Raw genomic sequence first — 14,775 nt, forward strand, 5'->3', positions numbered from 1 at the left:
TCATGATCGATTCCATCCCCGTCGCTTCCGACCAGCCCGACGTCCGCGCGTATGTCGCGAACCGTATCGGCTTTCTCGAACTGAACCGGCCGAAGGCGCTGAATGCGCTGTCGGTCGGCATGATCCGGCTGATGCAGCAGGCGCTCGACGCGTGGCGCGACGATCCCGAGGTCGTCGCGGTCGTCGTGCACAGCCCGCATCCGCGCGCGTTCTGCGCGGGCGGCGACGTGCGCTTCTTCCATGACGCATGGCGGCGCGGGGACCGCGATGCGGTCGATACGTTCTTCATCGACGAATACACGCTGAACCACGCGATCTTCACGTATCCGAAGCCTTACATCGCGCTGATGCACGGCGTCGTGATGGGCGGAGGCATGGGCATTTCGCAGGCGGCGCGGCATACGGGCGGCCTGCGTGTCGTGACCGACTCGACGAAGATGGCGATGCCGGAAACGCGTATCGGCCTGTTCCCGGACGTCGGGATGAGCTGGTTCCTCGCGCGCACACCCGGCGCGATCGGCCGCTATCTCGCCGTGACCGGCGCGACGCTCGACGCGGCCGGCGCGCTGTACGCGCAACTTGCCGACGTCTATCTGCCCGATGCCGCGCTGCCGGCATTGCTCGACGCATTGCGCCACGAATGCTTCGACAGCGGCGCGCAGGCCGTCGCGTGCGTGGCCGAAGCGGCCGCCGCACACAAGGTCGTGCCGACGCCCGACACGTCGGCGCTGGCCGACGCGCGCGCGGGGATCGACCGGCATTTCGCGCAGCCGGACATCGGCGCGATCCTCGTGTCGCTCGACGCCGAGCAGGATTGCGCGGCCGTCGACGGATGGGTCGAGAAGGCGTCCCATGCGATGCGCGAACAGTTGTCGCCGCTGTCGATGGCCGTGTCGCTGGAAGCCGTCGAACGTGCACGCGGCGCGACGATGGCCGATTGCCTGCGGCGCGATCTCGACCTCACGCGCTCGACGTTCGCGCGCGGCGACGTGATCGAAGGCGTGCGCGCGCTGATCGTCGACAAGGACCACCAGCCGGTCTGGCGCTTCAAGTCGATTGCGGACGTCGATCGTGCAGACGTGCTCGCGATGTTCGACAGCCCATGGACACCCGACACGCATCCGCTGCGGAACCTGCGCGACTGACGGTCTTTGGCACCATCGGATGAAACGAAAAGGCCGCCTGCACGTGCAGGCGGCCGATTCGTTTTCAGGCTCGATGCGGGCGGGCGCTTCGGCCCGTCATTCCTCTCGTGCGGCGTCCGACATGAACGCGCGCATGAACACGAGCGCGCCGAAGCCCCATACCGCGTTTGCCGCGAAGCCGGCCGCGAGCACGGGCATCATGTTGCCCGACGGCCAGATCCCGCGCAGCGGATCGATCGCGAACACGCGGGCGGCCGTCAGCACGATGCCGCCGAACACCAGCGCGCCGATCCACGATGCCTCGCGTTCCGGCGAGACGCGCAGCAGCCACGCCATCGGGATCGCGCAGCACGCGCTGATCAGCGCATTCGCGACAAATTCAGGAATGCCGAGCGGCGCGAACGGCTGCGTGGAGAAGCCGGTTGCGGCGATCAGGTCGGCCGTATGAAGGAGTGCGAGCGTGGCTTCGCGGAAGAACAGGGCGGCCAGGAAGCCGGACAGGAATGGCAGGATGACTTTCTGCATCGATGAGTGCACCGCGGGCGCGCACGGCCGGGGCTGTACGCGCGGAGTTATTCGGATAGGTGCGTCATTATAGGGCCCGCCCGCGGCGATATTCGCTCCAGCGTCGTGCTAATCACGAAAGCGGAAAACCTAAGCTCAAAAAAATCGTTCCAAAGCCCTGTACCGATCCCTAGACTGATTTCCCAGAAACAGCCGTGCAATCGCGTCCTCGCCCGCTGCACGGCCTGACCGGCGAACCATCCCGATTCGAACGCACACCATGCATGCGCCGCTGATCCGCGACGCGAGCAGGGCGGTGTTTTTTCAAATTCCGGCAAGGACAGTCAAGCAGGAGCAGCAGATGAATGTGTTCTGGTTTATCCCCACGCACGGCGACAGCCGCTATCTCGGTACGGCCGAAGGTGCACGCGCCGCGGATTACGATTACTTCAAGCAGGTCGCGGTTGCGGCCGACACGCTCGGCTACGAGGGCGTGCTGCTGCCGACCGGCCGTTCCTGCGAGGATGCGTGGGTCGTTGCGTCGAGCCTGATCCCGGCGACGCAGCGCCTGAAGTTCCTGGTCGCGATCCGCCCCGGTATCGCGTCGCCTGGGCTGTCGGCACGGATGGCCGCGACGTTCGACCGTCTGTCGGGCGGCCGCCTGCTGATCAACGTCGTGACGGGCGGCGATGCCGCCGAACTCGAGGGTGACGGCCTGTTCGCCGATCACGACACGCGCTACGAAATCACCGACGACTTCCTGAACATCTGGCGCGGACTGCTGTCCGCGTCGCACGACAACGGCGGCTTCGACTATATCGGCAAGCACCTGCAGTCGAAGGGCGGCAAGGCGCTGTATCCGCCCGTGCAGCGTCCGCATCCGCCGTTGTGGTTCGGCGGTTCGTCGCCGGCCGCGCACGAGATCGCGGCCGATCACATCGACACCTACCTGACCTGGGGCGAGCCGCCCGAGGCCGTCGCGAAGAAGATCGCCGATATTCGTGCGCGCGCGGAAGCCCGCGGCCGCAAGATCAAGTTCGGGATTCGCCTGCACGTGATCGTGCGCGAGACCGAGGACGAAGCATGGCGCGACGCGGAGCGCCTGATCAGCCGCCTCGACGACGAAACGATCGCCCGCGCGCAGAAGGCGTTCGCGAACATGGATTCGGAAGGCCAGCGCCGCATGGCCGCGCTGCACGGCGGCAAGCGCGGCGGCCGCGAGACGCTCGAGGTGTATCCGAACCTGTGGGCCGGTGTCGGCCTCGTGCGCGGCGGCGCGGGTACTGCGCTCGTCGGCAATCCGGAGCAGGTCGCGGAGCGCATGCGCGAATACGCGGATCTCGGCATCGAAACCTTCATCCTGTCCGGTTATCCGCATCTGGAGGAATCGTATCGCTTCGCCGAGCTTGTATTTCCGCTGATCAAGCGGCCGCGCGCGTCGAAGGCGACCGGCCCGCTGTCCGGCCCGTTCGGCGAGATCGTCGGCAACAGCTATCTGCCGAAGGCAGCCCAGAGCTGAGTGACGGGAGGCCTGCGATGACAACGAAACTGTCGACGGCGGGCGGCGGCATCGCCGCCCGCGCATGGCGCGGCGTCGCGCCGTGGCTCGTGCCGCTCGCGCTGCTGGTGGCATGGGAAGTCGGCGCCCGCATCGGCTGGCTGTCGACCCGCGTGCTGCCCGAACCCGTGGCGGTCGTGCGAGCGGCCTGGTCGCTCGTGACGTCGGGGGAAATGTGGGCGAACGTGAAAGTCAGCACATGGCGCGCACTGTTCGGTTTCGCGATCGGCGGCGGTGTCGGCCTCGCGCTGGGGCTCGCGACCGGCTTGTCGAAGGCGGCCGAGGTCGCGCTCGATTCGACGATCCAGATGATCCGCAACATCCCGGCGCTCGCGATGATTCCGCTCGTGATCCTGTGGTTCGGCATCGACGAGAAGGCGAAGCTGTTCCTCGTCGCGCTCGGGGTGTTCTTTCCGGTCTACATCAACACGTACCACGGGATCCGCTCGGTCGACGCCAACCTGATCGAGATGGCGAAGAGCTACGGCGTGCGCGGCTTTGCGCTGTACCGCGACGTGATCCTGCCCGGTGCGCTGCCGTCGATTCTCGTCGGCGTGCGCTTTGCGCTCGGGCTGATGTGGGTGATGCTGATCGTCGCGGAAACGATCTCGGCGCAATCGGGCATCGGCTACATGACGATGAACGCGCGTGAATTCCTGCAAACCGACGTGGTGGTGGTCGGCATCCTGCTGTACGCGGTGCTCGGCAAGCTGGCCGACGTGCTGGCGAAATGGCTCGAGCGCGTGACGCTGCGCTGGCACCCCGCTTATCAATCAGGAGCAAAGGCATGAATGCGACGACTTCGGCGGCCGCCTACGGCCCGCTTGCCGGCGCGGACCTCGAGGCGGAATTCACGCAGGCGCGCATCGCGGACGGCGACGCCCGCGATGCCGCGGTGCTCGAGCGCGACAGCGGCGCATCGGTCGTGCCGCTCGCGCGGCGTCATCGAGGCGGCGCGGCGGGCTCCGCGGCAGACGATGCGGTCACGCTGAGCGGCGTCGGCAAGCGCTTCGGCGCACGCACGGTGCTCGACGACGTCGAGCTCGGCATCGCGCGCGGCAGCTTCGTCGCGATTGTCGGACGCAGCGGCTGCGGCAAGTCGACCCTGCTGCGTCTGGTCGCCGGGCTCGAGCAGCCGAGCAGCGGCGCGCTCGTGACGCGCGGCGAAGGCGGTGGCGTGCTCGACACGCGGATCATGTACCAGGATGCGCGCCTGCTGCCATGGAAGACCGTGCTGCAGAACGTGATGCTGGGCCTCGGACGCGGCGCGCGCGACAAAGCGCGCGCGGTGCTCGACGAAGTCGGCCTGCTGGAGCGTGCGAACGACTGGCCCGCGCAACTGTCGGGCGGCCAGCGGCAGCGTGTGGCACTGGCCCGCGCGCTGGTTCACCGGCCGCAACTGCTGTTGCTCGATGAGCCGCTCGGCGCGCTCGACGCGCTGACCCGCATCGAGATGCATGCGCTGATCGAGCGGTTGTGGCGTGAGCATCGGTTCACCGCGCTGCTCGTCACGCACGACGTTCAGGAGGCCGTCGCGCTCGGCGACCGCATCCTGCTCATCGAGCAGGGGCGTGTGGCGCTGGATCAGCCGGTGCCGCTCGACCGGCCGCGCGCCCGCGCATCGGCCGCGTTTGCGGCGCTGGAGGACCGCGTGCTGAGGCGCGTGCTGGCGGGCGGGCCGGCCGCGGCCGCGCAACCTGCCCGCGACGCGCAGGCCGCCCGGCCCGCCGGGCGGATTCGCTGGGCCGTCTAACCGGGGCGGCGTCGGCCGCCCCTCTTGAAACCTATTCTTCGGAGCGATCAAGCTGATGAGCATCACTGCAATCAACGTACGTAACCAGTTCAAGGGCAAGGTGAAGGAGATCATTCGCGGATCCGTGGTCTCCGAGGTCGACGTCGAGACGCCGTTCGGCATCGTCACGTCGGTGATCACGACCCGTTCGGTCGACGAACTCGAACTGAAGGTCGGCGCGGAAGTCGTCGCGCTCGTGAAATCGACCGAAGTATCGATCGCACGCCTCTGAGCGCGACTGAAGGTGCGGAGGCCGTCGTCGGGCGCGGCAGCCCGCCGCGGTGTCCGGCGCCGCTCGTTGCGTGATCGCATCGGTGTTCGCCGTCTGGGCGAAGTGCTAGGATGGAGCGACACCGATGCCGGAGGCCAACGCATGACCCCCATCCTTTCCCCCGAAGCCATCGAGGCGCTGAAGTGGATCGACCAGTTCGGTGAAAGCCGGCCGGTTCCCGCTGCGTTCGACGACGTCGTCTACGCGTTGCTGAACGAGGGGCTGATCTATCAGGCGGCGGCCGACCGGGTCGACCTGACGGCCGACGGCAAATCCTTTTTATCCGACGAATACGACTGAGCGCCCCGTACGGGGCCTCGAGCATCGACGGGGGCGCGATGGAACCGAGAGGCAGCGACCTCGGCGATTTCAGCGAGCCGTACCGCGGCTTCGAGATCGAGGTGAAGACCGAGCAGGTCTGGGACGGCGAGCATGCGCATTACCGCGTGCTGCAGGGCGATGCCGTGCGGATCGACTGGCGGCTCGTCAAGGTCGACGGGATACTGCTGACCGAACGGCGCGTGATCGAACGCGTGCTCGACGAGGCGCGGCGGGCGGTCGATGCGGAGCTTGCCGGCGACGCGGGTGCATAGCGCCGGGCGGGCAGGGTGCGGGTTGCGGTAAAATCGCAGGTTGCTTCCTGCACCGCTCGTTGCCCGAAATCCATGTCCGTACCGTCCTCGCTTCCTCCCCGCCGCGTATCCGTCGCGCCCATGCTCGACTGGACCGACCGTCATTGCCGTTCGTTCCACCGGACGCTGACGCGCGATACGTGGCTGTATACGGAGATGATCACGACGGGCGCGCTGTTGTTCGGCGATGCCCGGCGGCATCTTGCGTTTACGCCGAACGAATCGCCGGTCGCGCTGCAGTTGGGCGGCAGCGAGCGCGACGATCTCGCGCGCGCGGCGAAGCTCGGCGAGCAGTGGGGCTACGACGAAATCAACCTGAATTGCGGATGCCCGTCCGAGCGTGTGCAGCGCGGCGCGTTCGGCGCGTGCCTGATGAACGAGCCGCAGCTCGTCGCGGACTGCGTGAAGGCGATGCGCGATGCGGTGTCGGTGCCGGTCACGGTCAAGCACCGGATCGGTGTCGACTCGGTCGAGGACTACGCATTCGTGCGCGACTTCGTCGGCACGGTGGCCGAGGCGGGCTGCGAAACGTTCGTCGTGCATGCACGCAATGCGATCCTGAAAGGCTTGTCGCCGAAAGAGAACCGCGAGATCCCGCCGCTCAAGTACGACTATGCGTATCGGTTGAAGCGCGATTTCCCGTCGCTCGAGATCGTCATCAACGGCGGCATCACGACGCTCGACGAGGTTGCGCAGCATCTCGAGCATGTCGACGGCGTGATGCTCGGCCGCGAGGCGTATCACAACCCGTACGTGCTCGCGGGCGTCGATGCGCGGTTCTATGGCGCGAACGACGCGGCGCCGACGCGCGAGGAAGCGGAAGCGCGGTTGATCGAATACTGCGCGGCCGAACTGAAGCGCGGCACTTACCTCGGCGCGATCGTACGGCATGCGCTCGGACTGTATCGCGGCGTTGCGGGGGCGCGCGGCTGGCGTCGTGTGCTGTCGGACAACAAGAAGCTCGCACGCGGCGATCTGGCCGTGTTCGACGAGGCGCGCGCGCATCTGAACGAGGCCGAAGAAGTTTTTGAAAAAAAAGCTTTGCAAGAATAAAAAAGCTCCATATAATCTCACTTCTTCGCTGCTGAACAACAAAGCGACGCAGCAAAGAAGCAAGCGGTATCAGTGGTGGCTGTAGCTCAGTTGGTAGAGTCCAGGATTGTGATTCCTGTCGTCGTGGGTTCGAGTCCCATCAGCCACCCCACCGAATGCATTAACAAAACAGGCGCTTAGGCGCCTGTTTTGCTTTCCACGATATGAATTTCGGAACGGAAAACCGGATTTCGGAATTCACTCCGTCGCGTTAGCTGCCTTTACCTTCCGTCTGTCGTAGTGTCGATGCGTCGTGCTCGGGTTCGCGTGCGCCGCGAAATCGTATGCATCGGCATCGCGATTCGTGAGCTTCGTCGTGATGGCAGCCGGGCGAATGTCCTGCAGCGAAAAGTAATCGGGATGCTTCGTCAACATCGTTTCCATTCCGCCCTTGACTGGCCGGTTGATACGGTTCGCGATGCGCTGCGCGGCCTCGCGCATCTTCTTCACCTCCTGCTCCCTCGCAATCTCCGGGTCGCGTGCGCCGATGAACGCGTACATCGCGTCCTGCCCACACTGACGCTCAGCCGCTCTTCGAGTACATCTGGCCTTTCCGGTTCGGAAACAGGAACAAGCTGTTCGTCTGGCGATCGCGCTTTGCCCGCTCGACGACGGCGCGCAACCGCGGCGACCAGTGGCGCAGCTTCACCGTCTGCGCCTCGCCTTTCTTCCGCTTCGCGACGATCACCTTCACACCTTCGTCGGTCAAGCCGCCCATATGGTACGGACGAACCTCGGCAGCGCGGAAGCCGGTGAGGTAGCAGAACATCGCGGCGACGCCCATCGTGCGATACGCCTGATCCTGCCGCAGTGACCAGACGTAGAAGCGCAACACCTGGTGCCGCTCGATTGCGCGAACGTCCTTCTCGGCCTTGTTCTGCATCATGCCGACGAACGGCTTCCGCCTTGGCGCGCACTTGGGCGCGCTGCAGGCGATCGCCGACGCCGGCTACACCATCGTGGAACTGGCCGGCACGTCCGGCGGATCGATCATCGCAAGCCTGTTCGCCAGCGGCATGCCGCTCGACGTGATGCGCCAGTTGCTGATGGAGATGGACTGGTCGCGGATGATGAGCTTCTCGCCGTGGGCGCTCATCCGCCACCAGGCGCTCTGCACCGGCGTCGCGCTGCTGCAGTACCTGCTCGGCACGACAAACGGCAAGACGTTCGCGCAGCTCGACGTCGACCTGAAGGTGATCGCGGCGAACCTGCTTACCGAGCGCGAGTTCCAGTTCTCGAAGGCGGCGACGCCGGATGTGCCGATCGCGCTGGCAGCGCGCACGAGCGTGTCAATTCCGATCGCATTCGCGACCGTCGCGATGGCCGGCGGCCTGATGGTTGATGGTGGCACATGCGACAACATGCCGGTCAGCGACCTGACGGTCGACGACGTGCCGCGCGTAGGCATCTACTTGGTGTCCGACGACGCGCCGCTGCCGCCCGGCTCATACGGGCTCGCGACACTCGCGCCGCGGATCATCGACCTGATGCTCGCTGCGTGCGAAGCGACGCATGTCGCGCTCGACAGCCGAAACGGCGCGACGATCATCCACGTGCCGGTTGGCTATGCGAGTTCGTTCGATCGGCACATGGCGATTGCTGCGTGCCAGCGCCTCTACGACGATGGATACGCAGCAACGGCGGCGACTCTGCCATTGATGGTCGAGCTTTCTTATCAATCTGCTGCAGTTCCGTTCGGCGCGGGCGCCTGAAATGCAGCTGCCGACCATGCGTTGAATTTCCTCCGGAACGGGATCTCGACTATCTGGTTCATCCGGTACGCGAGGGCGAACGAGGCCATCACGAACAGTATCCCTTCGACAAGGTGTGCGGATGGACTGGTTAGAATGTTGGCCGCTGCGCCGAGGAGTTTCAGAAAAATTGCGTGGCCGAGGTATAGAGAATAGGAGAGGGCACCGAGATATTGCGCGAAGCGCGTCTGAAATAGCCGAGCGACAGGACCGGTATCTCGAGCTAGGGATGCGATCAACACACAGAACACGATGGGTGCCAGAAACGCCGATCCGCGCATGAGATCCGCGAATAGGACGATTAGCACCGTGGCAACGAGCGCGATGGTTTGAACCGACGTGCGCGCCGCGGCGACAACACAGCGATGGTCACGATATTCCGCGATGAGTGCCCCGATGAAGAATCCAGCTAGGCAGCGTGCCCAGCCGTAATCGAACGTCAGATCAAGGCAAAGGCGATGCTCGGTGCAGAGCTGCGAGTTCAGCGATGACCAGATCGCGATCGCATATCCCGTCAAGGCGAGGGCGATGAAAGCTGCGATTCGCTGGCGGTTCCGCAGAGCGAGACAAAAGACTCCGAACATCAGGTAAACGTAAAACTCGTCGCTGCTACTCCAACTTACGGCCGTGCCGATGTCGTGGTCGTATAGATGCAGACCCTGCGTCATGAAAACTATCCCGAGCACTTCGCCGACCGTAGGGAGTGTCGGTTGCGGGATATCCGCATGCATCCTCGTAAGCGCCGCATAAATTGCACTAGGAACCAAGTAGCACAGCACGCTCGCAGTCATATGCGTAGGCCATAGGCGGCCGAATCGCCTGACAATGAAGCTCGTCAACTGGTTCGGGCTATCGATGCGCGCGCTGTATGCGCTCGAGATCACGAACCCGCTCAGAACGAAAAACAAGTCGACGGCCAGATAGCCGTTACGGGTCATGTCGAGCCCAGGCAGGCTGAAGTGCATGTGGAATAAAACAACGAATACGGCGGCTGCGCCGCGCAGCCCTTCAAGGCTGAGATTGGTCGTTCTCATTGTCGCTCCCCGTCCATTTTGATTTTTCTGGATACGTGGCCTGAGTTATAGGGGTAAAGCGCTCCGGGCTCAAAGAATCATAGGGAAAGCCATTACATTGGCCTCGCGCGGCGTGGCGACGATATCGATTTGCTTCCATCACCCAGTCGGTCGCGCTGATCGATCCACCACAAACCTTATCCATGACTTGCGTGCATGCCTACGAAGATGGAGTCCGATTGCTTCGTTCGCACGTGCTCCGACACTACTATCATGACGACGCGTCTGGTCGGCGCGGCCAGGCCATCAAATTTTCGTGGAACGTGCTGTTAAAAACGATGAAAAATCAACGGCTGCTTCAGGTGAAATATTCCACACCATAGTCCGGAAGCCTTACCAGACAAGGATCGACTACTAAGATTGTGATTCCTGTCGTCGTGGGTTCGAGTCCCATCAGCCACCCCACAGAATTTCCAGCGGGATCAGGTAGTTGGAGAACGGCACGAGATTTTATCCAGTGCCGTTTTTGCTTTGGAATTCCCAAATTGGGAATTACATGCCGCGTCGCTTCACGATCTTCGTGCGATCGTAGACCCGCGCCATGGTGGCCGGATTGGCATGGAGATCGGGAAGGGTACCGCGTTCATTCTTGAACTGCGTCGCGTAGTATGCGCGCAGGTCATGGAACGTGAAGCGACGCTCGACGCCTCGTCCATCAGCTTCCCCCGGAACGCCTTGAACCCGTCGCGCGTGTAGTGCGTGCCGAAGCGGTTCGTGAACACGTAGAGCCGATCTTTGTCGCCGCGGATCTCGCCGTGGGCGCTCATTCGGCACCAGGCGCTCTGCACCGGCGACGCGCTGCTGCAGTACCTGCTCGGCACGACGAACGGCAAGACGTTCGCGCAGCTCGACGTCGACCTGAAGGTGATCGCGGCGAACCTGCTTACCGAGCGCGAGTTCCAGTTCTCGAAGGCGGCGACGCCGGATGTGCCGATCGCGCTGGCAGCGCGCACGAGCGTGTCAATTCCGATCGCATTCGCGCCCGTCGCGGTGGCCGGGGGCCTGATGGTTGATGGCGGCACGTGCGACAACATGCCGGTCAGCGACCTGACGGTCGACGATGTGCCGCGTGTCGGTATCTACCTAGTGTCGGACGATGCGCCGCTGCCGCCCGGGTCGTACGGGCTCGCACCGCGGATCATCGACCTGATGCTCGCCGCGTGCGAGGCGACGCACGTCGCGCTCGATAGCCTGAACGGCACGACGATCGTCCACGTGCCGACCGGCTACGCGAGCTCGTTCGACCGACACATGTCGGTCGCGATGTGCCAGCGCCTGTACGACGATGGGTCTCAGTTGAGGGCGGCTAGCCGGCCGACACCGTGCGCGACGGATTCCCGCTGATCCTGTCCGCCCACGCGTGAAAGCGCGCGCGGCACGGTGCCTCGACGCGGTTGTAAAGCGTGTGTGCGAGCGCGAACGAGAAGTAGAAAAATGCCGCGAGCACCAGCCCTTGATCGAGTGGCGAACGAAAGGCGCCGCCCACACGGATGAAATCCCCGAAAACGCCATAGCTCAGGTAGAGGGAGTAGGAGACGCGGCCGAGGTACTGGAACGGGGACGTGTTGAGCAGGGCAGAGACCAGCCCTGAATCGCCGGACAGCGAGCTGACCAGGACCGCGAACGCGATCGGCGCGGCGAGCGCCAGCCCCGGCAGCTGGAATGCGAAGGCGACGATCAAAGCCGACACGGCGAGAGCGGCGCATTGCATCGGGCCGGTGCGCAGCGCGCGAACCGGCGCTGAATCACGGAATTCCGCAAGCAGGGCGCCGATGAAGAATCCGGCGAGACACCTGGCCCAGCCGTAGTCGTAGCTTAGGTCCATGCAGCGGTAGCCGGCCGCGCAGGGGTGCGACACATACGACACCCATACCGTTACCACATACCCGATGAACGCCATCGCGCCGAACGCCGCCAGGCGGAGCTTGCCGCGCGCGAACAGGCATAGCGCGCCGAACAGAATGTAGACGTAGAACTCGTCGCCAGTGCTCCAGTTGACCCCCGTTCCAATAACGTGATTGAACAGGTTCAGCCCTTGCGACATCGTGAGTTGTGCAACGATCTCGAGGGGAGTCGGAATCACCTTGATCGCGAATCGCCCAGTCACAAACAGGGCGGCGATGCCGAAGACTGCGTTCGCTACGCAGTAGTAGAGGATCGAGGTCACCACGTGGGTCGGCCACAATCTTCCGAATCGCCGCACCATGAATGCCATTAGGCTCGGCCCGTCGGCCATTTTGGCACCGTATGCGCCGCAGATCACGAATCCACTCAAAACGAAAAACAGGTCGACCGCGAGGTAGCCGCTGCGGGCATAGGTCAGGCGGTGAAAATCCAAATCGACGTGGTAAAAGACGACCAGAAGCGTGGCCGCTCCGCGCAGACCATCCAAGGCTTTTACGGTTTTTTGCATGTATCCCCCGACTCGGTGCGGCCTTCTATTTTTCCCTTCGGCAGCGTTTTTTTGTACACCGATCCGTGATCGCTATCGAACGAGTCTGACGAAGGCCTGCGCGTTGTTTGGCATGTCTCGTTCGCTGTATCGGTATCAGTCGGTCGCGCGCAATTCGTCGGCTCTGCTCGTGCGTATCAAGGAGATCACCGCCACGCGAGTGCACTACGGGTATCGATGCGTCCCTGGCGGATCATCAAGCGAAGTCGAATTCGATCAAGACGACGGTCATCCAGCCATCACGACCGAGCGTCACGCATCGCCAATCCGAACACCGACGTCACTCGCCCGACTTCCCCCACGACTCCGGATCGCCCCCCTGCTGATCATCCGGGGGAGGCAGGTCGAGAACGAGTTTGACGGCGCTCGTGTTGGCCTTGAGCGAAAACACCCGGCCGATGACGAGAAACGTCTGTTGCAAATTCTCGAGCTCGACGAAGTCGCCCGGTTGCGGGAGATGTGCACCCTGGTCGTACGAAAAGCTGGTGCCGGTTTGATCGCCGACCGCTTGCGCGGCCAGTTCGGTGAATTCGATCGTGATGTGCGTGGTCATGCGAAACCTGCCGTGTGTGGGGTGGAGTGGCCAGAGGCTTCAATTCTCGCATAGCGGAGCTTAGCCTCTTGGAGTATCAGCAGGATGAACGTCGTGACGCGCCGCGGCCGCATCTCTCCGTGGGTTGTTGACGTCCCCGTGGACTCAGACGCCACGGGGACCTATTTCACTCTGCGGCCGCAACCAGCCAGGATCCCGGCCATGCGAACTGTGATGGTTCAACGCAAGCGAAAATGTGCATCCGGCCGCAATCCCCGGACCAGTAAACTTCGAGACGTCTGACCTTACCCGAATGCTTCAAGACCCTCGGTCAGGCACCGTGTCTCTCAACGGTTTTTCACATCCCCACGGTTTCAAGGCCCGTGGGGATTTTTTTCGCGCGATTGCGAAGCCGGGCGGTTTTTCGGCAGCCGCTTCGTTCACGCGCCCTCGACCAGCACCGCGCGATAGCGCCCACCCTTGAAGCGATGCTGGGCGACAGCCTGGTATTCGGGGCTGTCATACCATGCGTGCGCCGCCGCCTTCGACGGAAACTCGACGATCACGACGCCTTCCGGGCCTTCGCCCTCGAGCGTCTCCTGATCGCCGTACGCAGCGAGCACCTTGACCGGATGCCCGGCGAGCGTCGCGCCGACCTTGCTCTTGTAGACGTCGAGTTCTTGCTGGTCCTGCGTGCTTTCAAGGGTGAAGACGATATAGGTCGCCAAGATGACACTCCTCATGCGGTTCGGAAACGACCCGACGACCGCGGGGCCATCGGGCTGCCTGACGTGATGTTGCGCGACTCGCGACGCGATCGCGGCATCGATCGTACACCGCAGCCGCAGTTGCCGCTCGCACCCGGCACGACCAGTCCTTATTGCGACAGATAGCGCACCTTCCGCTGCCACTTGCCGTTGACCAGGCGCTCGTCGATGATCGCCATCCTGCCGTCGCCGCGCATGCCATCCTCGATATGCCGTTCCACCGCGACCGGCCGATTCCGCTCGACGCGATAGACGGTCGTTACGTGATAGCAGCATCCGCTCTTGCCGAGCGTCCGGAGTCGCTTGTTTTTGGTGTCGACGTCGAAGAAACCGAGCGAGGACCGTGTCAGCTCACTCATCGCGTCATTGAGGATGAACTTGCCGCCGTTCGGATCGAACACGTAGACGTCGTAGCTCGGCCCGCCATAGCTGCCCTCGTGGCCGGTCTGGACGCCGAAATCGTCGTGACCGTCGAAGTTGAAGTCGCCGACATTGATAACGCCCTGATAGTCGTAAAGCCGGGCGGAATTGGCGAGCGGCTTGCCGGATGCCATCAGCGTCGCGAAGATCATCGGCATGTCGATCGTCTGCAGCGGCTTTGCCGCGCCTTTCCGGTAGACGGATATTTGGCCGGGCGCATTGCAGGTCTCGCTGTCCTTGCCCTTCGGCGTCGGGCAATCGGCGTACATCCGCACATTGAAGTCGAACTGCGTGGAGACATCGTCGAGCCGGAATCGGCTGCCGCCCCCGTTTTTCACGGCGTCGGGGAAGTCCGGCAAGTCCTGCAGTTCGTCGATCCGCCGTCGATACGCGTCTTTCAGTACGCGCACGTCGATGCGCGCGTTGGTCGGCTGCAGCGATTTCAGCCACGCACGCTGCGTCGTGCGCACGCCGTTTCGCGTTTCGCCTTCGGTCAGGCTGAGCGCAACGCGATAAGTATCGTCGAGCTGTTCATCGAGCCGGGACAATTCCGCGTCGCCGCAGATGGCGCGCTCGACGTCGGTGCGCGCCGCGCGGCAATCGAAACTGGCCGCGACGGCGTGGACGGGCAGCCACGACAAGGCGGCGACGCACAGTGAAGCAGCGAGGCGTCCGGCTCGGGGCAGGGGAATCGAAATCATGTCGGTCGTCATTTTGTCGGTTGTGGTGATGCGTCAGGCCTTGTGACCCCGTCCGTCTCTCTCCGGACGCAGCGAGGCGATGAAG

The 14,775-nt window shown here is 63.8% G+C and carries 18 protein-coding genes, 1 tRNA gene and 1 pseudogene; 12 read left to right on the top strand and 8 right to left on the bottom strand.

Going from position 1 to position 14,775, the window contains the following annotated elements:
• Nucleotides 1–2 precede the first annotated feature (2 nt).
• The gene (locus WT26_RS11185) at nt 3–1,145 is read left to right on the top strand and encodes an enoyl-CoA hydratase/isomerase family protein (RefSeq protein WP_069272879.1); all 1,143 of its coding nucleotides are present in this window, start codon (nt 3–5) and stop codon (nt 1,143–1,145) included.
• A gap of 96 nt (nt 1,146–1,241) precedes the next feature.
• Here WT26_RS11185 and WT26_RS11190 read toward each other — a convergent pair whose 3' ends face one another.
• Nucleotides 1,242–1,670, bottom strand: coding sequence for a hypothetical protein (locus WT26_RS11190; RefSeq protein ID WP_069272880.1), 429 nt, complete (start codon nt 1,668–1,670; stop codon nt 1,242–1,244).
• A 340-nt stretch (nt 1,671–2,010) separates the two neighbouring features.
• Here WT26_RS11190 and ssuD point away from each other — a divergent pair, with 340 nt between their 5' ends.
• The 8 genes from ssuD to WT26_RS11230 all read left to right on the top strand — a co-directional run bounded on the left by ssuD (nt 2,011) and on the right by WT26_RS11230 (nt 7,106).
• The gene (ssuD, locus tag WT26_RS11195) at nt 2,011–3,168 is read left to right on the top strand and encodes an FMNH2-dependent alkanesulfonate monooxygenase (RefSeq protein WP_069273734.1); all 1,158 of its coding nucleotides are present in this window, start codon (nt 2,011–2,013) and stop codon (nt 3,166–3,168) included.
• A gap of 17 nt (nt 3,169–3,185) precedes the next feature.
• A complete protein-coding gene (gene ssuC / locus WT26_RS11200) occupies nt 3,186–3,998 on the top strand; it encodes an aliphatic sulfonate ABC transporter permease SsuC (RefSeq protein ID WP_069272881.1) in 813 nt (270 codons plus the stop codon).
• Nucleotides 3,995–4,960, top strand: a complete 966-nt coding sequence (locus WT26_RS11205; RefSeq protein WP_069272882.1) for an ATP-binding cassette domain-containing protein — start codon at nt 3,995–3,997, stop codon at nt 4,958–4,960. Before ssuC ends, WT26_RS11205 begins: the two co-directional genes overlap by 4 nt.
• Nucleotides 4,961–5,015: 55 nt before the next feature.
• On the top strand, nt 5,016–5,231 hold the full coding sequence (locus WT26_RS11210; protein WP_006476104.1) for a TOBE domain-containing protein: 216 nt from the start codon (nt 5,016–5,018) through the stop codon (nt 5,229–5,231).
• Between the two features lie 141 nt (nt 5,232–5,372).
• A complete protein-coding gene (locus WT26_RS11215) occupies nt 5,373–5,570 on the top strand; it encodes a hypothetical protein (RefSeq protein ID WP_027787628.1) in 198 nt (65 codons plus the stop codon).
• A 38-nt stretch (nt 5,571–5,608) separates the two neighbouring features.
• Entirely contained in the window at nt 5,609–5,863 is a 255-nt protein-coding gene (locus tag WT26_RS11220; protein ID WP_069272883.1) for a hypothetical protein, read from the top strand.
• A gap of 120 nt (nt 5,864–5,983) precedes the next feature.
• Nucleotides 5,984–6,955 carry a tRNA dihydrouridine(20/20a) synthase DusA gene (gene dusA, locus WT26_RS11225; protein WP_069272884.1) on the top strand — a complete coding sequence of 324 codons (972 nt, stop codon included), beginning with the start codon at nt 5,984–5,986 and terminating at the stop codon, nt 6,953–6,955.
• A gap of 75 nt (nt 6,956–7,030) precedes the next feature.
• A tRNA-His gene (locus WT26_RS11230) sits at nt 7,031–7,106 on the top strand.
• Between the two features lie 86 nt (nt 7,107–7,192).
• Here WT26_RS11230 and WT26_RS11235 read toward each other — a convergent pair.
• On the bottom strand, nt 7,193–7,495 hold the full coding sequence (locus WT26_RS11235; protein ID WP_069270128.1) for a hypothetical protein: 303 nt from the start codon (nt 7,493–7,495) through the stop codon (nt 7,193–7,195).
• Nucleotides 7,496–7,517: 22 nt separating this feature from the next.
• On the bottom strand, nt 7,518–7,880 hold the full coding sequence (locus WT26_RS11240; protein WP_069270129.1) for a hypothetical protein: 363 nt from the start codon (nt 7,878–7,880) through the stop codon (nt 7,518–7,520).
• Here WT26_RS11240 and WT26_RS11245 point away from each other — a divergent pair.
• Complete coding sequence (locus WT26_RS11245) at nt 7,879–8,706, top strand: patatin-like phospholipase family protein (RefSeq protein ID WP_069270130.1); 828 nt, start codon at nt 7,879–7,881, stop codon at nt 8,704–8,706. The two genes, WT26_RS11240 and WT26_RS11245, sit on opposite strands and share 2 nt — an antisense overlap.
• Here the strand turns inward: WT26_RS11245 and WT26_RS11250 are convergent.
• Nucleotides 8,670–9,779, bottom strand: coding sequence for an acyltransferase family protein (locus WT26_RS11250; RefSeq protein ID WP_069270131.1), 1,110 nt, complete (start codon nt 9,777–9,779; stop codon nt 8,670–8,672). The two genes, WT26_RS11245 and WT26_RS11250, sit on opposite strands and share 37 nt — an antisense overlap.
• 774 nt (nt 9,780–10,553) lie before the next feature.
• On the opposite strand from WT26_RS11250, the gene WT26_RS38880 reads away from it, so the two are divergent.
• Nucleotides 10,554–11,162, top strand: a complete 609-nt coding sequence (locus WT26_RS38880; protein WP_069270132.1) for a patatin-like phospholipase family protein — start codon at nt 10,554–10,556, stop codon at nt 11,160–11,162.
• On the opposite strand, the gene WT26_RS11260 is transcribed toward WT26_RS38880, so the two are convergent.
• A complete protein-coding gene (locus WT26_RS11260) occupies nt 11,125–12,231 on the bottom strand; it encodes an acyltransferase family protein (RefSeq protein ID WP_069270133.1) in 1,107 nt (368 codons plus the stop codon). The two genes, WT26_RS38880 and WT26_RS11260, sit on opposite strands and share 38 nt — an antisense overlap.
• A 91-nt stretch (nt 12,232–12,322) precedes the next feature.
• Between WT26_RS11260 and WT26_RS38410 the strand changes: the two are divergent.
• Nucleotides 12,323–12,442 (top strand): annotated as a pseudogene (locus tag WT26_RS38410) (IS3 family transposase); the annotation flags it as partial.
• Between the two features lie 108 nt (nt 12,443–12,550).
• Here WT26_RS38410 and WT26_RS11265 read toward each other — a convergent pair.
• The 3 genes from WT26_RS11265 to WT26_RS11275 form a co-directional block, all read right to left on the bottom strand.
• Entirely contained in the window at nt 12,551–12,823 is a 273-nt protein-coding gene (locus WT26_RS11265) for a hypothetical protein (protein ID WP_059768079.1), read from the bottom strand.
• A gap of 419 nt (nt 12,824–13,242) precedes the next feature.
• Nucleotides 13,243–13,530 (bottom strand): DUF1330 domain-containing protein, encoded by a 288-nt coding sequence (locus tag WT26_RS11270; protein ID WP_069272885.1) that lies wholly within the window; start codon nt 13,528–13,530, stop codon nt 13,243–13,245.
• A 149-nt stretch (nt 13,531–13,679) separates the two neighbouring features.
• The gene (locus WT26_RS11275) at nt 13,680–14,690 is read right to left on the bottom strand and encodes a lysozyme inhibitor LprI family protein (protein WP_155774648.1); all 1,011 of its coding nucleotides are present in this window, start codon (nt 14,688–14,690) and stop codon (nt 13,680–13,682) included.
• Nucleotides 14,691–14,775 lie beyond the last annotated feature (85 nt).

Origin of the sequence: Burkholderia cepacia (assembly GCF_001718835.1) — a bacterium.
GTDB classification, from domain to species: Bacteria; Pseudomonadota; Gammaproteobacteria; order Burkholderiales; family Burkholderiaceae; genus Burkholderia; species Burkholderia cepacia_F.